Source organism: Mycolicibacterium mageritense (genome assembly GCF_010727475.1).
In the GTDB taxonomy this organism is placed as follows: domain Bacteria; phylum Actinomycetota; class Actinomycetes; order Mycobacteriales; family Mycobacteriaceae; genus Mycobacterium; species Mycobacterium mageritense.
Genome location: NZ_AP022567.1, coordinates 4,504,551 through 4,525,508, shown reverse-complemented (window position 1 = coordinate 4,525,508; position 20,958 = coordinate 4,504,551). Strand labels below are relative to the sequence as shown.

Sequence of the window (20,958 nt, the reverse complement as noted above, 5' to 3'; positions counted from 1 at the left end):
GAAACGATCCTCTGGCAGGGATTTTCGTGCGGAGCCCTACTCCTCGCGTTGCCGTTGGCGGTAGGCCGCCACATGCTGCCGGTTGCCGCAGTTTCCGGTGTCACAGAAGATCTTCGACCGGTTGCGCGACAGATCGGTCAGCACAGCCGTGCAGTCCGGTGCCGCACACACCTTCAGCCGGCGCAGTTCACCGCCGCGGATCAGGTCGGCCAATGCCATCGCGATCTCGGCGCCCATGCGCTGCGACAGCGGGTCGTCGGGGGCACCCAGATGCAGATGCCAGTCGGGGTTCTCCACGTGCCGGGTCAGCCACGGCGACGCCTTGGTCTCCCGCAACAGTGCGTTGACCTTTTCCACGGTGGCTTCCTCGTCATCGGTCGCGGCCCAGATATCGCCCAGGCGGGCGCGCAGCCGGTGCACCGACCGCAGCTCGGCATCGTCGCGGTCACGGCGTCCCGTCCATCCGAAGCTGTTCAGGTAGACGTCCAGGGCTGCCAGGTCGGCGAGCTGTTCGCCGTCCACGCGGTCGCTGTTGACCAACTCGGCCGCGGCCCTGAGTGTGAGTTCCGTGTCATATGTAAAAAGCATTTGACTCCTGACGACGCCTCACCGTAGCGTCAGTACTGTCACTACCAAAATCCATTTTACTCATTACATCCCCCGGGAGGTGTACCGATGACCACAACCCAGCTGAACCGTCTGCCTGCCGACAAGCAGTTCCGGCTCGGACTGCTGTTCGCAGTGAGCTCCGCGCTCGCGTTCGGATCATCGGGCCCCTTCGCCAAGGCTCTCATGGAGGCCGGGTGGAGCCCGACCGCAGCGGTCACCGCGCGGCTCGCGGGCGGTGCACTCGCAATGGCCGTCTTCGCCGGCATGGTCCGTCCCGGCTGGGTGCGCGAGGTCATCCATCATTCCCGGACCGTGCTGATCTACGGCCTCGTACCGATCGCCGGCGCGCAGCTCTTCTACTACAACGCCGTCGCGCACCTGTCCGTCGGTGTGGCCCTGCTGCTGGAGTACACCGCGCCCGTGCTCGTCGTGGCCTGGGTGTGGGCCACCACGCGGCGCAGGCCGAGCACCATGACCTTCGCGGGCGTCGCGCTGGCTGTGGCCGGAATCATGCTGGTGCTCAACGTGTTTACCGGAGCACACATCAACATCGTCGGCGTGGGCTGGGGCCTGGCCGCGGCCGTGTGCGCAGCGTGCTACTTCATGATGTCCGGCAATGTCGCGACGGACGGCGACGCCGGACTGAACCCGATCAGCCTGGCCACGGGCGGGCTGATCGTCGGCGCCGCGGCCGTCGCGGTGCTCGGCGTGACCGGCGTCATGCCGCTGGCCTTCACCGCCAATTCCGTCGTCATCGCCGGTTTCACCACATCGTGGCTGGTTCCGGTGATCGCGCTCGGCCTGATCCCGACCGCCATCGCCTATCTGCTGGGCATCCTCGGCATCGCCCGCCTCAAGCCTCGCTTCGCGTCGCTGGTGGGGCTGTCCGAGGTCATGTTCGCCGTCCTGGCGGCCTGGATCCTGCTCGGTGAGGCCATCACCGTCAGCCAGGCGATCGGCGGCGCCGTGGTCCTTGTGGGCCTCGCGCTGGCCCGCCAGGGCGACCGCAGCGAGCAGGCGGATTCGGACGGCGCCGGTCAGCTCGAGCTGGCGAGCTGGCCCGACATGGCGATCCGAGAGACGACAGATCGGGCAAACGATTAGCCGCGGCTAACCATTTTGTGTGACGATGTCGTCCGTGAGTCTCCTCCGGAAATCGGCCCGGGTGGCCGCAATCGCATCGACACTGGTCAGCGCGGCCCTGCCGCTGGCTGTCGCCGCGCCGGCCGCGGCCGAACCGTGTTCCGACGTCGAGGTCATCTTCGCCCGCGGCACCAACGATGCCCCCGGTCTCGGACGGCCCGGGCAGGCCTTCGCCGACGCGTTGTCGTCCCGGCTCGGCGGCCGCACGGTGTCCACGTACGCGGTCAACTACCCCGCGAGCTACGACTTCCTGGCGGCCGCCGACGGCGCCAACGACGCCGCTGCCCGCATCTCCACCCTGGCGGCCACGTGCCCGTCCACGCGCGTGGTGCTCGGCGGTTACTCCCAGGGCGCGGCAGTCGTCGACATGCTGGCCGGCATCCCGCCGCTCGGCAACAGGGTCGGTGAGATCGGCTCGGCGCCCCCGCTGGAGGGCAGCCTGGTACCCCAGGTCGCCGCCGTGGCCGTGTTCGGCAACCCGGCCACGAAGTTCGGCAACCCGATCACGTCGTCGGTGTTCGGTGGCAAGGCCATTGATCTCTGCAAGGACGGTGATCCCATCTGCTCGCGTGGCCGGAATCCGTTCGCGCACAGCGATTACGTGACGGCGGGCCTGACGGATCAGGCCGCCAATTTCGTCGCAGGCATCGTTTAGCAACTTCGGAAGCTAGGATTTGGTGTGGCCATTGATCTTGTTCGTCGTTGCAGCCTGCTCGTCGCATCCGCCGCGCTCGCTGTCGCGGGCGCTCTCATCACTCCGGTACTGACGCCCAGCGTGGCGTCGGCGGCCGATTGCCCCGACATCGAGGTGGTCTTCGCTCGAGGCACCAACGATTCCCCCGGGCTCGGCCGCATCGGCAACGCCTTCGTCAGCGCGCTGCGCAACAAGGTCGGCGGCCGATCGGTGGGTGCCTACGCCGTCAACTACCCGGCCAGCTACGACTTCCTCGCGGCAGCCAACGGCGCCAACGACGCCAGCGGTCACGTCCAGTGGATGATGGAGAACTGCCCCAACACGCGGCTCGTGCTCGGCGGCTACTCGCAGGGCGCCGCGGTGATCGACGTCATCGCCGCGGTTCCGTTCCCGGCGGTCGGCTTCAACGCGCCGCTGCCGCCCAACGCTCCCGACCACATCGCGGCTGTCGCGGTCTTCGGCAACCCTTCGGCGAAACTGGGCCTGCCGCTGACCTCGAGCCCGGTCTACGGCAGCAGGGCGATCGACCTGTGCAACCCCAACGATCCGGTGTGCACCGACGGCGACAGCGTGCCTGCGCACCGCGCCTACGAGGGTCCGGCCAACGACGCCGCCAACTTCGTCGCGGGACTGCTGTAGACCACACGCCAACATCGGCAGCGCCGTCAATTTCTCCGCTACGATCGCCTAGGTGGTCAAACTTTCTACCCGCGGCCGGTTCCGCCGATGGTTCTGTGTGGCCGCTGTCGTGATGGCAGTCGCCGCCGTCCTGCCGCTCACGCCCGTGATCGTGTCGGCCGGCCTGCCGAGCGCCCAGGCCGCGCCGTGCAGCGATGTCGAGATAGTGTTCGCGCGTGGCCGCACCGAACCGGCGGGCGTCGGCACGCTCGGCAACGCGTTCGTCAACGCGGTGCGATCGCGGACCGACAAGAACGTGAGTGTCTACGCCGTGAAGTACCCGGCCGACACCGAGGTCGACATCGGCGCCAACGACATGAGCCAGCACATCCAGTACATGATGGACAGCTGCCCGAACACCCGGCTCGTGCTCGGCGGGTACTCGCTGGGCGCTGCGGTCGCCGATGTCGTACTGGCCGTGCCGTTCACCGGTTTCGGGTTCAAGAGCCCGTTGCCCGCCGGGGCGGCCGACCACATCGCGGCCATCGCCCTGTTCGGGAACGGGGCGGCCTGGGTCGGCCCCATCTCCAATTTCAGCCCCGTCTACCGCGACCGGACCATCGAGCTGTGCCACGGCGCCGACCCGATCTGCAACCCCGCGGATCCCGACACCTGGCGCAACAACTGGCCCGATCACCTCGCGGGGGCCTACATCGACGGCGGAATGGTGAACCAGGCAGCGGACTTCGTGGCGGGGCGGCTCTGACCCGCTGAGCCACTTCGTCGCCGGATCGTTGCCGGACCGGCACCTATTCTCGACGCGATCGTCAATACCATCAGATGCGTGATTGGCCGTCGAATGTCGGCCGCACTGATCATCGCCCTGACTGCCGTCGCGGTGCCAATGACGGCGTCGCCCAGCATGATCGGCACTGCGAGCGCCGCCGGGTGCCCGCCGGTCGAGGTGGTGTTCGCCCGCGGCCGCATGGAGCCCCCAGGTCCCGGACAGGTCGGCGCTGCCTTCGTCAACGCGTTGCGCACCCTGCGGGGCCCGAACATCAGCCTCTATCCGGTGAACTACCCGGCCGACACCCAGGTCGACATGGCCGCCAACGACATGAGCCGACGGGTTCAGTTGATGTCCCGCAAATGTCCGAGAACCAAGCTCGTCCTCGGCGGCTACTCGTTGGGTGCCGCCGCGACGGATCTCGTTCTCGCGATGCCTATTTCGGCGTTCACCTTCAACAACCCGCTGCCGCGGGGCACCGACCGGCACATCGCGGCGGTCGCGTTGTTCGGCAACGGCGCCAACTGGGCCGTACCGATCACGGCGCTGAGCCCGACCTACCAGAACCGCACCATCGACCTGTGCCACTCCGACGATCCGGTGTGCAACCCGAGCAGCCCGTACAAGTGGCAGGCGGGATGGGCGGATCACCTGGCGCCCGGCTACATCCGCTCGGGCATGGTGGCACAGGCAGCCAGATTCGTCTCCGCGCGGATCTGAAGGGCCGGCAACCGATTTGTCGGAGCCGCTCAGAGTGTCCGCAGATCCCGGGTGACGCCGATCCTGGCAGCCAGCTGATCGTCTGGCGGATAGTCCACGCGCACGAGCGTCAACCCCCGCGCCGGCGCCGCGGCGAACGCACTCGACCGGCTCGTCTCGGACAGCAGATGCGCGGCCCAGTCCGGCGTGCGTCGCCCCTCCCCCACCTTCAACAGCGCACCGACCAGGGATCTGACCATGTTCCAGCAGAAGGCATCCGCGGTCACGTGGGCCGTGACGTACACGCCGTCACGCACCCAGTCGAGCCGCTGCAGGTCACGGATCGTGGTGGCGCCGGGACGGTGTCGGCAGAACGCGGCGAAGTCGTTGAGTCCCAACAGCTCACGAGCGGCCTCGGTCATCGCGTCGACGTCCAGTGGACGTGACCACGGGGTGACGAACCGGGCCTCCTGCGGCTCGACGCCGTAGGGTGCGGTGCTCAGTCGGTAGACGTAGTGCCTGCGCAACGCCGAGAACCTGGCGTCGAAACCAGCTGGCGCACGCGTGATGTCGCGCACGGTGACGTCGGCGGGCAGAAACCGCGACAGCCGACGCACCAGCGGGGTGAATTCGGCATCCGCGGGGCGAGTGGTCCGCGGATACGCGTGCGGCACCGCGTCGACGGGAACGTCGATGTGCGCGACCTGCCCCGTGGCGTGTACGCCGGTGTCGGTGCGGCCCGCGGTCCGCGTGACGATCGGGGTGCGGAACACCGTCGACATCGCCTCGTCGATCACTCCGGCGACGGTGCGCTGTCCCTCCTGGACCGCCCAGCCGGCGAAATCCGTCCCGTCGTAGGCGATGTCCAGCCGCAGACGAACGTGCCCGCCACCGGAGTCGATGGCGGGCACGTTACGAGCGTCCTCAGGACTTGGTGTCATCCTCAGCCGGAGCGTCGGCCTCGGCCTCGACCTCGGCGGTCTGGGCGTCGGCGACTGCAGCGTCCTCGGCCTCGACCTCGTTGGCCGGGGCTTCCTCGGCCAACGCAGCCTCGTCGGCCTCCTCAACCTTGGCCTCCTCAACCTTGGCCTCTTCGGCCTTGGCCTGCGACGCCGCGGCGCGGCGGGCCCGGTCGGCCTCGGAGGTCACGGTCTTCTCCCGGACCAGCTCGATGACCGCCATGGGGGCGTTGTCGCCCTTGCGGTTCTCGACCTTGATGATCCGGGTGTAGCCACCGTTGCGGTCGGCGAAGAAGGGCGCGATCTCGGCGAACAAGGTGTGGACCACATCCTTGTCGCGGATCTTCTTCATCACCTCGCGGCGGTTGTGCAGCTGCCCCTTCTTGGCGTGGGTGATCAGCTTCTCGGCGTACGGACGCAACGCCCGCGCCTTCGGCTCGGTGGTCTTGATCCGGCCGTGCTCGAACAGCGAGGTGGCCAGGTTGGCCAGCAGCGCCTTCTGGTGCGAGGACGACCCGCCGAGGCGAGGACCCTTGGTGGGCTTGGGCATTGCGACTATCTCCTAATTGGGGCCGGTCCCCGTATCAGGTAGGACCGGGACGGATTTCTTTAGAGCTGCTCGGTTTCGGCGTAGTCCTGGTTGTCGTCCAGGTCGTAGCCTGCGTCGCTGGTCCACGTGCCGGTCGCGGCGTCGTAGCCCGCGACCTCGGACGGATCGAACGTGGCCGGGCTGTCCTTGAGCGAAAGACCCAGCTGGTGCAGCTTGATCTTGACTTCGTCGATGGACTTCTGACCGAAGTTGCGGATGTCCAGCAGATCGGACTCCGTGCGGGCCACGAGCTCGCCCACCGTGTGCACACCCTCGCGCTTGAGGCAGTTGTACGACCGCACCGTGAGGTCCAGGTCGTCGATCGGCAGGGCGAACGACGCGATGTGGTCCGCCTCGGCCGGCGACGGGCCGATCTCGATGCCCTCGGCCTCGACGTTGAGTTCCCGTGCCAGACCGAACAGTTCGACCAGGGTCTTACCGGCCGAAGCCAGCGCGTCGCGCGGGCTGATGGAGTTCTTGGTCTCGACGTCGAGGATCAGCTTGTCGAAGTCGGTGCGCTGCTCGACGCGGGTGGCCTCCACCTTGTAGGTGACCTTCAGCACGGGGCTGTAGATGGAATCCACCGGGATGCGGCCGATCTCGGCACCCGACGCCTTGTTCTGCACGGCGGGGACGTAGCCGCGGCCACGCTCGACGACGAGCTCGACCTCCAGCTTGCCCTTGTCGTTGAGGGTGGCGATGTGCATGTCGGGGTTGTGCACAGTCACACCGGCCGGCGGGACGATGTCACCTGCGGTGACCGCGCCCGGGCCCTGCTTACGCAGGTACATGGTGACCGGCTCGTCCTCTTCGGAGGACACGACCAGGCCCTTGAGGTTCAGGATGATGTCGGTGACGTCTTCCTTCACCCCGGGAACGGTGGTGAACTCGTGCAGCACACCATCAATGCGGATGCTGGTGACTGCCGCGCCGGGGATGGACGACAGCAGCGTGCGCCGCAGCGAGTTGCCGAGGGTGTAGCCGAATCCGGGCTCCAGCGGTTCGATGACGAACTTGGACCGGTTCTCGGCAACGGTCTCCTCGGACAGGGTGGGTCGCTGAGAGATCAGCATGGTGTTTCTTCTCCTTCTCGGCACCCGCTATTTGATGCCGTCTGGGTACCTACCGGCCAAATGGCCGGAAGGTCATTACTTCGAGTAGAACTCGACGATGAGCTGCTCGGCGAGCGGCACGTCGATCTGCGCGCGCTCGGGGAGCTGGTGCACCAGGATGCGCTGGCGCTCGCCCACGACCTGCAGCCAGGACGGGATCGGGCGGTCACCGGCGTTGGCGCGGGCGATCTCGAAGGGCAGCGTGTTCAGCGACTTCTCTTTGATGTCGATGATGTCGTACTGCGACACCCGGTAGCTCGGGATGTTCACCTTGACACCGTTGACGGTGAAGTGGCCGTGGCTGACCAGCTGACGCGCCATGCGACGGGTCCGGGCCAGGCCGGCGCGGTACACGACGTTGTCGAGGCGGCTCTCCAGGATCTGCAGCAGGTTCTCACCGGTCTTGCCCGACTGGCGGTTTGCCTCTTCGTAGTACTTGCGGAACTGCTTCTCCAGGACGCCGTAGGTGAAGCGGGCCTTCTGCTTCTCCTGCAGCTGGGTGCGGTATTCGCTCTCCTTGATCCGCGCGCGACCGTGCTGGCCGGGCGGGTAGGGGCGCTTTTCGAACGACTGGTCGCCGCCGACGAGGTCGACGCCCAGGCGACGCGACTTGCGCGTCGCAGGTCCGGTGTAACGAGCCATGAGTCTCTATTCCTCCCTAGACCCGGCGCCGCTTGGGCGGACGGCAACCGTTGTGCGGCTGCGGGGTGACATCGGAAATGGCGCCAACCTCGAGGCCGGCGGCCTGCAACGAACGGATCGCGGTCTCGCGGCCCGAGCCCGGGCCCTTGACGAACACGTCGACCTTCTTCACGCCGTGCTCCTGCGCCTTGCGGGCGGCGTTCTCAGCGGCCAGCTGCGCGGCGAACGGGGTGGACTTACGCGAGCCCTTGAAGCCGACGTGACCCGACGACGCCCAGGCGATGACGTTGCCCTGCGGATCGGTGATCGACACGATGGTGTTGTTGAACGTGCTCTTGATGTGCGCGGCGCCGTGCGGGACGTTCTTCTTTTCCCTGCGACGGGTCTTCTGCCCCTTCTTAGGAGCTGCGGCACCCTTTTTTGCTGGTGGCATTTACTTACCTGGCCTTCTTCTTGCCGGCGATGGTGCGCTTCGGCCCCTTGCGGGTGCGCGCGTTGGTCTTGGTCCGCTGACCACGCACGGGCAGACCGCGGCGGTGCCGCAGGCCCTGGTAGCAGCCGATCTCGATCTTGCGGCGAATGTCGGCCTGGACCTCGCGGCGCAGGTCGCCCTCAACCTTGAGGTTGCCTTCGATGTAGTCGCGCAGCTGGGTGACCTGATCGTCGGTCAGATCCTTGGTGCGCATGTCCTTGTCGATGCCGGTGGCCGCAAGGATCTCCTGGGAGCGGGTACGGCCGATGCCGTAGATGTAAGTCAGCGCGATCTCCATGCGCTTGTCGCGCGGAAGATCGACGCCCACGAGCCGTGCCATGTGGCGGTATTCCTTCTTCTATGCGGAGGTCTGTTCCCAGCCCGTTCCCACGCCTCTTGTGTGGGGTCCGGCCTCCGTTCCGGACGTGTTGAGCGGCCAATCCGCTCAGTGGTGCTGGGAGGTCTGCATTCAGTTGTGGGTACTGCTCAAGCCGGGCTTGTCAGCCCTGCCGCTGCTTGTGCCGCGGATCGGAGCAGATCACCATGACCCGCCCGTGCCGGCGGATCACCCTGCACTTGTCGCAGATCGGCTTGACGCTCGGGTTCACCTTCACGGCTTCGCGATCCTGTTCTCTCGTCTGTGTTAAGGGGTTCGGGCAGTTACTTGTACCGGTACACGATGCGGCCCCGGGACAGGTCGTAGGGAGAGAGCTCCACCACAACGCGGTCCTCGGGCAGGATGCGGATGTAGTGCTGCCGCATCTTGCCGCTGATGTGGGCCAGAACCTTGTGTCCGTTCTCCAGCTCAATGCGGAACATCGCATTGGGCAGAGGCTCGACCACGCGGCCCTCGACCTCGATGGCACCGTCTTTCTTGGCCATACTGTCTGGCGATCCTTGCTTTCGTTTCGTATCTCGTGCGCCCTAGGTGGCACAGCGACCTCTCCGGCTTCGGAAACGTGAGCCGGATCGGCAGAATTCCAGAAATTCCAGCAGTTCCAGGACGGGCGCACAAAAGCCGGCGCGGGAAGCCGCACCGTTGGTCCACAATACCCGCTCATCGGCCTACACCAAAATCGCCGCCGACCAGGGACGGACGTCGAAAATTGTGCACGGTAGGGACCGCCTCTCGGGAGACAATGGTCCCAGTGAGCTGCGAGCAGCTCAGACCGGGCCCGGGGGATCTTCGGAGACTGATACGTGACAGCTATATATCTGGCGGCATTCGTCGTCGGCGCGGTGGCGGTGCTGGCCGCTCTGCTGCTGGCCGACGTCGGGCACGGCGACGGTATGCCGTTCCTGAGCCTCACCGGTCTGTCGGTCGCCCTGCTCGGGGCGGGCACCGGCGGCCTGGTGGGCACCTGGACCCATCTGGGCGCGTTCGGTTCCGCCGTGCTGGCCGGGGCATGCGCCGTGGTGTTGGTGTTCCTGCTCAACGGGCTGCTGTTGCCCTACATGCGCCGCCAGCAGTCCAACTCACACAAGGGCCGTTCTTCCTACATCGGCCTGCTCGGCACGGTGACCCTCGAGGTGCCGGCAGGCGGTTGGGGTGAGGTCTCGTTCGTCGACGCCGACGGCAACCGCGTCTTCTCCCGCGCCAAGAGCGACGAACCCGCCGCGCTGCCCAAATCGACCCGCGTGTACATCGCTGACATCGACGCCGACTTCGTCCACGTGGTCGCCGTTCCGCAAACCTGAGTACCCGAGCACCGAACCTCCGAGAAAGGCACCACAGTGTCCCTGCTGCTCATCGTCGTCCTCGCTGCCATCGCGGCCATCCTCATCCTGGTGGTATTGCCGATGGTCTACGTGAAGAACTACATCAAGGTGCCGCCCAACGAGGTCGCGGTGTTCACCGGCCGCGGTCAGCCCAAGGTGGTGCGCGGCGGGGCGCGGTTCCGCATGCCCGGTATCGAGCGCGTCGACATCATGAGCCTGGAACCGTTCAACGTCAGCATCAACCTGCAGAACGCGCTGTCCAACAACGGTGTGCCCGTCAACGTCGAAGCCGTCGGGCTGGTGCGCATCGGTTCGGCCGACGAGGCCGTGCAGACCGCGGTGCAGCGCTTCCTGACCTCTGACCTCAACGAGTTGCAGCGGCAGATCAACGAGATCCTGGCGGGTTCACTGCGCGGCATCACCGCGACGATGACCGTCGAGGATCTCAACTCCAACCGCGACAGCCTGGCCCGCAGCGTGGTCGAGGAGGCCGGCGGCGACCTGGCCCGTATCGGCATGGAGGTCGACGTCCTCAAGATCGCAGGCATCTCCGACGCCAACGACTACCTGAAGTCGCTCGGCCAGCGCCGCATCGCCGAGGTCAAGCGGGACGCCACGGTCGGTACCGCCGAGGCCGAGCGGGATGCCCAGATCCAGTCGGCCAAGGCCCGTCAGGAGGGTTCGATCGCCCAGGCCGAGGCCGACACCGCGATCGCGACGGCGAATCAGAAGCGCGACGTCGAACTGGCGCGCCTGCGCGCCCAGACCGAGGCCGAGAACGCGCAGGCCGACCAGGCCGGGCCACTGGCCAACGCTCGCGCGCAGAAGGACGTCGGCATCGCGATCGAGCAGGCCGAGGCAGCCCGGGTGCAGGCCCGCATCGAGGTGGAACAGCGTCGCGCCGAGCAGGCCCAGGCCGCCCTGCAGGCCGACGTGATCGCTCCGGCCGAGGCGAAGCGCCAGGCCGACATCGCGATCGCCGAAGGTCAGCGCCAATCCTCGATCCTGGCCGCCGAGGCCGCAGCCGAGACCGAGCGGCGCAAGGGTCAGGCCGAGGCCGACGCCCGTAAGGCAGCCGCCGACGCGCTGCGGGTCGAGAAGCAGGCCGAGGCGGACAGCTTGCAGGCCAAACTGGTCGCCGAGGCCGCCGGTAAGAAGGAGCTGGCCGACGCGCTGCGCGTCGAGCAGCAGGCCGAGGCCGCGGGTATCGAGGCCAAGCTGCTGGCGGAAGCCAACGGCAAGAAGGAGATCGCCGCTGCGCTCAACGGCTACACCGCCGACGCCGCGCGCCTGCTGATGCTGCCCGACGTGCTGGCTTCTGTGGTCAAGGCGACCGAGGCGGCCGCCTCGCCGCTGGCCGAGATCGAACGGTTGTCGATCATCGGCGGGTCGGGCGACACCCAGGACGCCGTCGGCGGACTGCTCGGAGTGAGCCCACTCGCGGTGGCCAAGATCGTCGAGTCGCTCAAGAGCTCCGGCATCGATCTGGCGGCCATGCTCAACGGCAAGACCGACCACACCGTCTGATCTGCTGCACCGCCGTCCCTGAAGGGACGGCGGTGTGGCGGTCGGCACTCGGCCGACAGCGCATCAAGTCACCGGTCAGGCGCATAATTGGAGCCGATATGACTGGACCCTCGCCCCAGCCCCGTAAACCTGTCATCCTCAGCGTCGACGACGACCCGGCCGTCTCCCGTGCGGTGGCGCGTGACCTGCGCCGCCACTACGGCGAGCGGTACCGGATCGTGCGCGCCGAGTCCGGCCCCGACGCCCTCGAAACGCTCCACGAACTCAAGCTGCGCGGCGACACCGTGGCGGTGTTCGTCGCGGACTACCGCATGCCGCAGATGAGCGGCATCGAGTTCCTCGAAGCCGCGATGGACCTCTACCCCATGGCCCGCCGCGTGCTGTTGACCGCGTACGCGGACACCACGGCCGCGATCGACGCCATCAACGTCGTCGATCTCGACCACTACCTGCTCAAGCCGTGGGATCCGCCGGAGGAGAAGCTCTACCCGGTGATCGACGGCCTGCTGGAGGCGTGGCATGCCGTCGGCGACCGGGCCATCCCGCACACCAAGGTGATCGGCCACCAGTGGAGTGCGCGCTCGTGGGAGGTGCGCCAGTTCCTGGCCCGCAATCAGCACACCTACCGCGCGTTCACGGCCGACGAGCCCAAGGGCCGCCAGCTGCTGGAGGCGGCGGGCCTCGACGGCCTGCAGCTGCCGGTGGTGATCACCGAGGGCGGGCAGACGCTCGTCGAACCCACCGACGGTGAGCTCGCCGACATGCTGGGGCTGTCCACCACGCCGTCGCTGACCATGTACGACCTCGCGGTGATCGGTGGCGGCCCGGCCGGCCTGGCCGCGGCGGTGTACGGCGCATCCGAAGGGCTCAAGACCGTTCTCATCGAGGGCACCACGACCGGCGGGCAGGCCGGCCGCAGCTCACGCATCGAGAACTATCTGGGCTTCCCCACCGGGGTTTCCGGCGCCGAGCTGGCGACGTCGGCCCGCAGGCAGGCCGAGCGATTCGGCGCCGAGGTCATCACCACCCGCGAAGCCGTCACGCTCGACGTCGCGGGCGCGGCCCGCACCATCGGGTTCGCCGACGGCGAGACCATCGGGGCCCGCGCGGTCATCCTCGCGACCGGTGTCGACTACCGCCAGCTGCCCGTGCCAGGTTGTTGGGACGACCCGGACAACCCGGTCAACTACGTCGGCCGGGGCGTGTATTACGGCGCATCGGTCTCCGACGCCAACGAATGCGCGGGCGAGGACGTCTACATCGTCGGCGGGGCCAACTCGGCCGGGCAGGCCGCGATGTTCATGTCGCGCGAGGCCAAGTCGGTGACGCTGCTGGTGCGCGGTCCGTCACTGGAAGCGTCGATGTCGTACTACCTGATCCAGCAGATCGAACAGACCCCCAACATCCACGTCCGGACGTGCACCGAGGTGGTCGGGGCGATCGGCGAGGACGACCACCTCGTCGGGCTCGTGCTGTCGGACAAGCGCACCGGAGAACGCGAAGAGGTCCGCTCGACTCGCATGTGCTGCTTCATCGGCGCGACCCCGCGCACCGACTGGCTCGACGGTGTGGTGGCCCGCGACGACCACGGCTTCATCCTCGCGGGGCCGGACCTGCGCGACGTGTGCGGCTGGAATCTCGAACGTCCGCCGCACCACTTGGAAACAAGTGTGCCCGGTGTGTTTGTTGCTGGAGATGTGCGTGCAGAGTCCGCCAAGCGAGTGGCGGCCGCGGTCGGCGAAGGGTCGATGGCGGTGATGCTGGTGCACCGCTATCTCGCCGAAGCATGATGGCCGGCACCGCCGGCGTGGCCTAAGGAGCTGATGACGACAATGGGTGAAGCCTGTGTGCGTGACGAACTGCGCACGCTGTTCCTCTTCGAATCGCTGACCGACGAGCAGCTCGACACGCTGTGCGCGCACGGCCACATCGCGACGTTCGAACCCGGCCCGGTGTGCATCGAGGGCGAACCGGCCACGTGCTTCTACGTGATGATCGAAGGCGAACTCGTCATGTCGATGAAGTCGGGTGGCATCGACATCGAGACCAACCGCACCTCGATGCGCGGTGTGTACTGCGGCGCCTGGTCGGCCTACATCCCCGGCGAGCAGCCGGTGTACGAGGCGTCGGTGCGGGTGACGCGCACGTCGCGGTTCTTCGTGCTCGACGCCGAGGCCTACGCGGACTTCATGCGCACCGAGTTCCCGATGGCGGTGCACCTCCTGGAGGGACACAAGGTCGGTGGGCTGCGGCGCAGGCAGATCATCGGCCAGCGGGAGAAGCTGCTGGCCCTGGGCCAGCTGTCGGCGGGCCTGACGCATCAGCTCAACAATCCTGCGGCGGCCACGGCCCGTGCGGTCGCCGATCTTCGCGACCGCGTCGGCAAGATGCGCCACAAGCTGGCCATGCTGGCCGACGGCCGGTTCACGGCGGAGGCGTTGCGGGTGCTGGTGAGCGTGCAGGACGAGGTGGCCGAGCAGGTCGCCAAGAGCAAGGCGCAGAACCTGACCGCGCTGGAGGCCTCGGATCGCGAAGAGCAGATCGGCGACTGGCTCGACGATCACGGCATCGTCGGCGGCTGGGATTACGCGCCGACCTTCGTCGAGGCCGGGCTCGACACCGACTGGCTGGAGCGCGTATCGGCGTCGGTCGAGGACGTGCAGGCCTCGGCGACGCTGCAGGGCGCCATCGGCTGGCTCAAGTACACCATCGACACCGAGCTGCTGATGAACCAGATCGCCGAAGCCAGCAAGCGCATCTCGGCGCTGCTGGCCGGCGCCAAGCAGTACTCGCAGATGGACCGCGCCCCCTACCAGAGCGCCGACATCCACGAACTGCTGCACAGCACCCTGATGATGTTCGGTGACCGAATCGGCAAGGAAGGCAAGGGTGTTCGGCTCGTCAAAGAGTGGGACAAGTCCTTGCCCGAGCTGGCCTGCTATCCGGGCGACCTCAACCAGGTGTGGACCAACATCATCGACAACGCGATCCAGGCGATGGACGGGACGGGCACGCTGACCGTGCGCACCGGCCGCGAGGGCGATCTGGTGAAGGTCGAGATCTGCGACGACGGGCCCGGCATCCCCGCCGACATCATCGAGCGCATCTTCACGCCGTTCTTCACCACCAAGGCGTTCGGCGAAGGCACAGGCCTTGGTCTGGATCTGGCCTGGCGGATCGTCGTCGAGAAACACTGCGGCGACCTGCGGGTGCAGTCCGAGCCGGGCAACACCCGGTTCATCGTGCTGCTGCCGCTGGAAGCGCCGGCGCCGGAAGACCTGCCTGCACCCAGCCGCGAGACGGCCACCGCTTCGCCCGCGCCGGAATCGCCGTGAGTTTTTCGGAATAGCCGCGACGCGGGGCCGGGTTGACGCAACCATGACGGACATCACAAGCACCAAACCCGACCTCGGACCGTTCGGCGTATTCGGCCATTACTCGCAGTTCCAGCCGCTGTCCCCGCAGCAGCTGCGCGACATCGAGGCCCTTGGCTACGGGGCGATCTGGGCCGGCGGGTCGCCGCCCGCCGAATTGGACTGGGTCGACCCGATCCTGGCCGAGACCGCCAAGCTGCAGTTGGCCACGGGCATCGTGAACATCTGGACGGCCGCCGCCGGGCCGGTGTCGGAGAGCTTCCACCGCATCGACAAGGCTTATCCGGGCCGGTTCCTGTTGGGCATAGGCGTCGGTCACCGCGAGGCCATCGACGACTACCGCAAGCCCATCGACGCGCTCAACGACTACCTCGACAAGCTCGATGAGTACGGCGTACCGAAGGACCGCCGGGTGGTGGCCGCACTCGGCCCGAAGGTGCTGAAGCTGTCGGCGGACCGTTCGGCGGGCGCCCATCCGTACCTGACCACGCCCGAACACACCGCGCAGGCGCGTGAGATCCTCGGCCCGGACGCGTTCCTCGCGCCCGAGCACAAGGTGGTGTTGACCACCGATGCCGAACAGGCGCGTGCGGTGGGTCGCAAGGCGCTCGATCTCTACCTGGGACTCACGAACTATCTGAACAACTTCAAGCGGCTCGGCTTCACCGCGGAGAATCTGGCCAAACCCGGCAGCGACCGGTTCATCGACGCGGTCGTCGCATACGGCACGATCGAAGATGTCGCCGCCCGGCTCAAGCAGCATCGGCAGGCCGGCGCCGACCATGTGCCCGTGCAGGTGCTGACGTCACCGGAGAAACTGGTGCCCGCGCTGGCTGAGCTCGCCGGGCCACTCGGTCTGGCCTGACGGAAGGATCTTTCAGATGAGCGAAGGCATCTCACTCAAGCCCGCGTTGGGGCGTTACGGCGTGTGGACGTTCGGGGCGGTCAAGCCCGAGCAAGCGGTCGAGATCGAGCGACTGGGGTATGGCGCGGTGTGGGTCGGCGGCTCACCCGCAGGCGATCTCAACTACGTCGAGCCGATCCTGGAACGCACCGAGACGCTGCAGGTGGCCACCGGCATCATCAACGTCTGGACCGCCAAGGCCGAGGAAGTCGCCGAGGCGTATCACCGCGTCGAGGACGCCTACCCGGGGCGGTTCCTGCTCGGTATCGGCATCGGTCATCCCGAGCACACCGAGGAGTACCGCAAGCCCTACGACGTACTGGTCGAATACCTCGATGCGCTCGACGCCGCCAAGGTGCCGACCAGCCGGCTGGTGGTCGCGGCGTTGGGCGACAAGGTGCTCAAGCTGTCGGCGCAGCGCAGCGCGGGCGCGCATCCGTACCTGACCACCCCGGAACACACCGAGCACGCCCGGGATCTGCTGGGTGAGACCGTGTTGCTGGCGCCCGAGCACAAGGTGGTGCTCAGCACCGACGCGGCCGCCGCACGCGCCGTGGGCCGCGAGACCGTCGACTTCTATCTCAACCTGAGCAACTACCTGAACAACTGGCGCAGGCTCGGATTCACCGAGCAGGACATCGCCAAGCCGGGCAGCGACAAGTTGATCGACGCCGTCGTCGCACACGGCACCGCCGAGGACATCGCGGCACGGTTGCGCCAGCACATCGCCGCGGGCGCTGACCACGTGGCCATCCAGGTACTCGGCGGGTGGGACAAGCTCATCCCGACGCTGACCGAGCTGGCCGGGCCGCTGGAGTTGCAGCCGAAAGCCTGACGTACCGCCACGGCTGCGCTGTGTGCGGGTCCGCTGCCGACAGTCCGCCCCGACACGACCGTTAGGGTTGTGTCATGCGGTTGCTGGTCACCGGTGGTGCCGGGTTCATCGGCGCGAACTTCGTACACAGCGCAGTCGGCAAGCACGATGTGACGGTGCTCGACGCGCTCACCTATGCGGGCTCTCGGGAGTCACTGGCCGGTGTCGCCGACGACATCCGGCTGGTGCAGGGCGACATCACCGACGCGCCGTTGGTGGGCAGGCTCGTCGGTGAGGCCGACGCCGTCGTGCACTTCGCGGCCGAGACCCACGTCGACAACGCGCTCGCCGAGCCCGAGCCGTTCCTGCGCGCCAACGTGGTGGGCACCTTCACCATTCTCGAGGCGGTCCGCAGTCACGGCGTACGGCTGCACCATGTGTCGACCGACGAGGTGTATGGCGACCTCGAGCTGGGCAGCCCGGTGCGGTTCACGGAGACCACGCCGTACAACCCGTCGAGCCCCTACTCGGCGACCAAGGCCGCCTCCGACATGCTCGTGCGCGCCTGGGTCCGGTCGTACGGCGTGCGCGCGACGCTGTCGAACTGCTCCAACAACTACGGCCCGTATCAGCATGTGGAGAAGTTCATCCCGCGCCAGATCACCAATGTGCTGACCGGGCGGCGGCCCAAGCTGTACGGCGCGGGCGCCAACGTGCGGGACTGGATTCACGTCGAAGACCACAACGCCGCGGTGTGGCGCATCCTGTCCGACGGTGAGCTCGGCCGCACCTACCTCATAGGCGCCGACGGCGAGCGCGACAACCTGTCGGTGCTGCGGACACTGCTCAAGCTCATGGACCGCGACCCCGACGACTTCGATCACGTGACCGACCGTGCGGGCCACGACCTGCGCTATGCGATCGACGCGTCGGCGCTGCGCAACGAACTCGGCTGGACACCGGCGCACACCGATTTCGAAACCGGCCTCGCGGCCACCATCGACTGGTACCGCGACAACGAATCATGGTGGGGACCATTGAAAGACGCCATCGAAGCGCGCTACCAGGAGCGCGGCCAGTGACAGTTCGCGAGCTCGCCGTGCCCGGCGCGTGGGAGATCACCCCCCGGCAGCACGCCGATTCCCGTGGGCTGTTCTTCGAATGGTTCACCGAAACCGCATTCGAAGCGTTCACCGGACACGAGTTCGACCTGCGCCAGGCCAACTGTTCGGTGTCGGCCGCCGGCGTGCTGCGCGGCCTGCATTTCGCCCAACTTCCACCCAGCCAGGCCAAATACGTCACGTGTGTACGCGGCTCGGTGTTCGACGTCGTCGTCGACATCCGCGTGGGCTCACCGACGTTCGGGCAGTGGGACTCGGTGCTGCTCGACGACCGCGAGCGCCGCACCATCTACCTCTCGGAAGGCCTGGGACACGCTTTCCTTGCGCTGGAGGATCATTCGACGGTCATGTATCTGTGCTCGGCGGGATACGACCCCGAGCGCGAGCACACCATCCGCGTCACCGACCTGGGCATCGACTGGCCTGACACCCACGAGCTGATCTTGTCGGACCGCGACGCGGCGGCACCGACACTCGACGAGGTGCGGGCCGCAGGACTGCTGCCGACGTGGGCCGAGACCCAGGCGTTCGTCGCAGAGCTGCGGGACCGCGCTCGCTGACCGACGCTACGCATCACCTGTCGCGGCGTTGCCCGGCGGCCTGACCGCAACACCGGCCAGCAGGCCGGCGAACGGCACCGCCGCCAGGATCGCGCTCAGCGTGGCGCTGCCGCCCGTCACCAACGTGAAGTTGGTCAGCACCAACCACAGGCTCGCCAGCAGACCCAGGCAGGCCAGCGCCGGGGCGATCCGCGTCTGCCATGCCCGCCCTGCAACGAGTGACGGATTCCTGGCGAAGTAGACGAGGACCGCGACCGACGTCGTGAGCATCAGCAGCACCATGCCCACGGTCGCGACGCCGGCCATCGAACCGAAGACACCGACGAGCGGATCGACGCCGAGCACCGCCAGGATCGCGACGATGACTGCCGCGGTGATCGTCTGCACCACCGACGAGAACGCGGGAGATCCGTGTTGCTCGTGCACCCCGGCCAGCCGGCCCGGCAGCAATCCCTTTCGCGCCAGGGCGAATTGGTACCGCGCGATCACGTTGTGGAAGGACAGCACGCACGCGAACAGGCTCGTCAGCAACAGCACGTTGACGATGTCACGGCCGATCCGGCCCAGGTTGGCGTCGGTGGTGTCCAGCAGCATGTTGGCCTCGCCGTCGAGGGTCCGCTGCGCGACCTCACCGACCTGATCCGGTCCGATCGCGACGACGAATGCCCAACAGGTCACGGCGTAGAACCCGCCGATTATGAGCACCGCGGCGTACGTCGCGCGAGGAATGGTGCGCTCGGGGTCGCGGGCCTCGTCCCGGAACACCGCGGTGGCCTCGAACCCGATGAACCCGGTGAGCGCGAACAGCACCGCGATACCGAGGACACCGTCGGTGAAGACGCCGGGCGTGAACGACGCGAACGTCAGCCCGGCCGGGCCGGGGTCGGTGACGATCACCAGATCGAGCAGCACGACGATGCTGATCTCGCACACGAGTGCCACCCCGAGCACCTTGGCGCTCAGCTCGATGTGCCGGTAGCCGAGCACCGCCACGATCGCCAGGACCGCGAACGAGTAGACGGGCCACGGGATTTGCGGACCACCGTAGAACCGGACGGTGTCGTCGATGGCCCAGCCGATGTAACCGTAGATGCCGACCTGGATGGCCGTGTAGGCGATCAGCGCGACGGCGGCGATGCCGCTGCCCATCCGTCTGCCGAGCCCAAGCGTGACATAGGAGAAGAAGGCTCCGGCCTCGGGCACATACGGTGTCATCGCGACGAATCCGATGCTGAACACCAGCAGGACGAGTGCCGCTATGAGGAAGCCGACCGGCGCACCTGCACCGTTGCCCAAACCCATGGCCAGCGGCATGTTGCCGCCGATCACGGTCAGTGGTGCCGCGGCGGCGACCACCATGAAGACCACGCCGACGGGACCGAGTTTGCCGTGCAGGCGGGAGTCGTCGGCGGTGGGGGTGCTGGTACTCATTGGCCCTCCAGGAGAAGCGCATTGCGAAAGAGCTTGTGGTCAAGGGCGTGGACGGTGCGGCCGTCCCGTCCGGTCATGGTGGTCGCCGCCACGAGCGCGTTGACGATGGCTTCTTCGGTCGCCTCGATCGTCAGGTCGAACAGCCGGGTCATGAGTTGCGGTGCCACCATGCGCAACTCGACCTCGGGGCGGTCGGTTTCGGCATTCTCGTCCCACGCGTACGGCGGGATGCCGCGGTTGCCGGTGGCGAAGGCCAGCATGAGATCGCCGCTGTACTGCTCCCCCGTTCCGCCGAGCCGGCCGACCGCAAGAGCCGACCGCTGCGCGAGCCGGGCACACTGGTGCGGCAGCAGCGGCGCATCGGTGGCGACGATGACGATGATCGATCCCGACCCCGGTTCGTAGGCCATCGGCAGGCCCGGCAGCGGTACCTGCTGCGGGCCGATCAGCTCACCCACACCAACTCCGTTGACGCGCAGGCGTTCCCGCCGCCCATGGTTGGCCTGCACGAGCACGCCGACGGTGTAGCGCCCGGCCGCGGTGTCGGTGACCCGCGACGCCGTGCCGATACCACCCTTGAATTCGTGACAGATCATGCCGGTTCCGCCACCGACGTTGCCCTCGGCAACAGGCCCGTCGCCCGCCGACGCGAGGGCGGCATGTACGTGTTCGGCCCGCACGTGGTGGCCGTTGATGTCATTGAGCAGCCCGTCGTAGGTTTCCCCGACGACCGGCAGCGACCAGTACAGCCCCTCGCCCCTGGCTGCCACCTGCGCGTCGACCAGGGCGTCGCGCACCACACCGACGCTGTGGGTGTTGGTCAGCCCGATGGCGGTGGTGAGCTCGCCGGATTCCCTGATCCACTCCAGCCCGGTCATCTCACCGCTGCCGTTGAGCCGGTGAGCGCCGGCGAACACCGGCTCAGACCAGATGTCGTCGTGCGGGATGACGACCGTGACCCCGGTGTTGACGGCAGGCGGACCCTCCTGGCACAGCGTGGTGTGGCCAACCCGAACCCCGGCCACGTCGGTGATGGCGTTGTACGGGCCGGTGGGGTGATCGCCGATCACGATGCCGAGGTCGCGCGCACGGACCCGGGGAAGTGCGGAGCCATTGTGCGTGTCGTCAGATGGGCTGTTGGTCATCGAGCCTCCGGGAGTTCCCGTCAAGTTTTTTTCACGTTT

The 20,958-nt window shown here is 67.4% G+C and carries 24 protein-coding genes; 13 read left to right on the top strand and 11 right to left on the bottom strand.

Features of this window, described 5'->3' with window-relative positions:
- Positions 1-36 precede the first annotated feature (36 nt).
- A complete protein-coding gene (locus tag G6N67_RS21750; RefSeq protein ID WP_036428973.1) occupies positions 37-588 on the bottom strand; it encodes a CGNR zinc finger domain-containing protein in 552 nt (183 codons plus the stop codon).
- An 87-nt stretch (positions 589-675) separates the two neighbouring features.
- Here G6N67_RS21750 and G6N67_RS21745 point away from each other — a divergent pair, with 87 nt between their 5' ends.
- The 5 genes from G6N67_RS21745 to G6N67_RS21725 all read left to right on the top strand — a co-directional run bounded on the left by G6N67_RS21745 (position 676) and on the right by G6N67_RS21725 (position 4,571).
- On the top strand, positions 676-1,713 hold the full coding sequence (locus G6N67_RS21745; RefSeq protein ID WP_036428975.1) for an EamA family transporter: 1,038 nt from the start codon (positions 676-678) through the stop codon (positions 1,711-1,713).
- Positions 1,714-1,738: 25 nt separating this feature from the next.
- A complete protein-coding gene (locus tag G6N67_RS21740) occupies positions 1,739-2,407 on the top strand; it encodes a cutinase family protein (protein ID WP_081812399.1) in 669 nt (222 codons plus the stop codon).
- A gap of 24 nt (positions 2,408-2,431) precedes the next feature.
- Positions 2,432-3,085: a cutinase family protein gene (locus G6N67_RS21735; protein WP_036428977.1), complete on the top strand. Its 654-nt coding sequence runs from the start codon at positions 2,432-2,434 to the stop codon at positions 3,083-3,085.
- A gap of 112 nt (positions 3,086-3,197) precedes the next feature.
- Positions 3,198-3,830, top strand: coding sequence for a cutinase family protein (locus tag G6N67_RS21730; RefSeq protein ID WP_110798327.1), 633 nt, complete (start codon positions 3,198-3,200; stop codon positions 3,828-3,830).
- A gap of 93 nt (positions 3,831-3,923) precedes the next feature.
- On the top strand, positions 3,924-4,571 hold the full coding sequence (locus G6N67_RS21725) for a cutinase family protein (protein WP_051578447.1): 648 nt from the start codon (positions 3,924-3,926) through the stop codon (positions 4,569-4,571).
- Positions 4,572-4,600: 29 nt separating this feature from the next.
- Here G6N67_RS21725 and truA read toward each other — a convergent pair whose 3' ends face one another.
- From truA to infA, 8 genes are all read right to left on the bottom strand, one after another.
- A complete protein-coding gene (gene truA, locus G6N67_RS21720) occupies positions 4,601-5,491 on the bottom strand; it encodes a tRNA pseudouridine(38-40) synthase TruA (protein ID WP_036428981.1) in 891 nt (296 codons plus the stop codon).
- Positions 5,475-6,059, bottom strand: coding sequence for a 50S ribosomal protein L17 (gene rplQ / locus G6N67_RS21715; RefSeq protein ID WP_036428982.1), 585 nt, complete (start codon positions 6,057-6,059; stop codon positions 5,475-5,477). Before rplQ ends, truA begins: the two co-directional genes overlap by 17 nt.
- 59 nt (positions 6,060-6,118) lie before the next feature.
- The gene (locus tag G6N67_RS21710; protein ID WP_036428984.1) at positions 6,119-7,171 is read right to left on the bottom strand and encodes a DNA-directed RNA polymerase subunit alpha; all 1,053 of its coding nucleotides are present in this window, start codon (positions 7,169-7,171) and stop codon (positions 6,119-6,121) included.
- 75 nt (positions 7,172-7,246) lie between these two features.
- Positions 7,247-7,852, bottom strand: a complete 606-nt coding sequence (rpsD, locus tag G6N67_RS21705) for a 30S ribosomal protein S4 (RefSeq protein WP_036428985.1) — start codon at positions 7,850-7,852, stop codon at positions 7,247-7,249.
- Positions 7,853-7,868: 16 nt separating this feature from the next.
- Positions 7,869-8,285, bottom strand: coding sequence for a 30S ribosomal protein S11 (rpsK, locus tag G6N67_RS21700; RefSeq protein WP_015305086.1), 417 nt, complete (start codon positions 8,283-8,285; stop codon positions 7,869-7,871).
- A 4-nt stretch (positions 8,286-8,289) separates the two neighbouring features.
- On the bottom strand, positions 8,290-8,664 hold the full coding sequence (gene rpsM, locus G6N67_RS21695; protein WP_036428987.1) for a 30S ribosomal protein S13: 375 nt from the start codon (positions 8,662-8,664) through the stop codon (positions 8,290-8,292).
- 160 nt (positions 8,665-8,824) lie between these two features.
- Entirely contained in the window at positions 8,825-8,938 is a 114-nt protein-coding gene (rpmJ, locus tag G6N67_RS21690) for a 50S ribosomal protein L36 (protein ID WP_003879483.1), read from the bottom strand.
- Between the two features lie 46 nt (positions 8,939-8,984).
- Positions 8,985-9,206: a translation initiation factor IF-1 gene (gene infA, locus G6N67_RS21685; protein ID WP_003418601.1), complete on the bottom strand. Its 222-nt coding sequence runs from the start codon at positions 9,204-9,206 to the stop codon at positions 8,985-8,987.
- A 318-nt stretch (positions 9,207-9,524) separates the two neighbouring features.
- On the opposite strand from infA, the gene G6N67_RS21680 reads away from it, so the two are divergent.
- The 8 genes from G6N67_RS21680 to rfbC all read left to right on the top strand — a co-directional run bounded on the left by G6N67_RS21680 (position 9,525) and on the right by rfbC (position 18,343).
- Positions 9,525-10,022 (top strand): NfeD family membrane protein, encoded by a 498-nt coding sequence (locus tag G6N67_RS21680; protein ID WP_036428989.1) that lies wholly within the window; start codon positions 9,525-9,527, stop codon positions 10,020-10,022.
- 36 nt (positions 10,023-10,058) lie between these two features.
- On the top strand, positions 10,059-11,570 hold the full coding sequence (locus G6N67_RS21675; protein WP_036428990.1) for a flotillin family protein: 1,512 nt from the start codon (positions 10,059-10,061) through the stop codon (positions 11,568-11,570).
- Between the two features lie 98 nt (positions 11,571-11,668).
- Complete coding sequence (locus G6N67_RS21670; protein ID WP_036428992.1) at positions 11,669-13,360, top strand: NAD(P)/FAD-dependent oxidoreductase; 1,692 nt, start codon at positions 11,669-11,671, stop codon at positions 13,358-13,360.
- A 42-nt stretch (positions 13,361-13,402) separates the two neighbouring features.
- Positions 13,403-14,905, top strand: coding sequence for an ATP-binding protein (locus G6N67_RS21665; protein ID WP_051578448.1), 1,503 nt, complete (start codon positions 13,403-13,405; stop codon positions 14,903-14,905).
- Positions 14,906-14,948: 43 nt separating this feature from the next.
- On the top strand, positions 14,949-15,809 hold the full coding sequence (locus G6N67_RS21660) for an LLM class F420-dependent oxidoreductase (protein WP_036428994.1): 861 nt from the start codon (positions 14,949-14,951) through the stop codon (positions 15,807-15,809).
- A 16-nt stretch (positions 15,810-15,825) separates the two neighbouring features.
- Positions 15,826-16,683, top strand: coding sequence for an LLM class F420-dependent oxidoreductase (locus G6N67_RS21655; RefSeq protein ID WP_036428996.1), 858 nt, complete (start codon positions 15,826-15,828; stop codon positions 16,681-16,683).
- A 74-nt stretch (positions 16,684-16,757) separates the two neighbouring features.
- Positions 16,758-17,744: a dTDP-glucose 4,6-dehydratase gene (rfbB, locus tag G6N67_RS21650; protein ID WP_036429003.1), complete on the top strand. Its 987-nt coding sequence runs from the start codon at positions 16,758-16,760 to the stop codon at positions 17,742-17,744.
- Entirely contained in the window at positions 17,741-18,343 is a 603-nt protein-coding gene (gene rfbC / locus G6N67_RS21645; protein WP_036429005.1) for a dTDP-4-dehydrorhamnose 3,5-epimerase, read from the top strand. The genes rfbB and rfbC overlap by 4 nt, the downstream gene beginning before the upstream one ends.
- Positions 18,344-18,349: 6 nt before the next feature.
- On the opposite strand, the gene G6N67_RS21640 is transcribed toward rfbC, so the two are convergent.
- Both G6N67_RS21640 and G6N67_RS21635 read right to left on the bottom strand, forming a co-directional pair.
- Complete coding sequence (locus G6N67_RS21640) at positions 18,350-19,774, bottom strand: APC family permease (protein WP_036429007.1); 1,425 nt, start codon at positions 19,772-19,774, stop codon at positions 18,350-18,352.
- The gene (locus G6N67_RS21635) at positions 19,771-20,919 is read right to left on the bottom strand and encodes a DmpA family aminopeptidase (RefSeq protein WP_051578449.1); all 1,149 of its coding nucleotides are present in this window, start codon (positions 20,917-20,919) and stop codon (positions 19,771-19,773) included. Before G6N67_RS21635 ends, G6N67_RS21640 begins: the two co-directional genes overlap by 4 nt.
- Positions 20,920-20,958 lie beyond the last annotated feature (39 nt).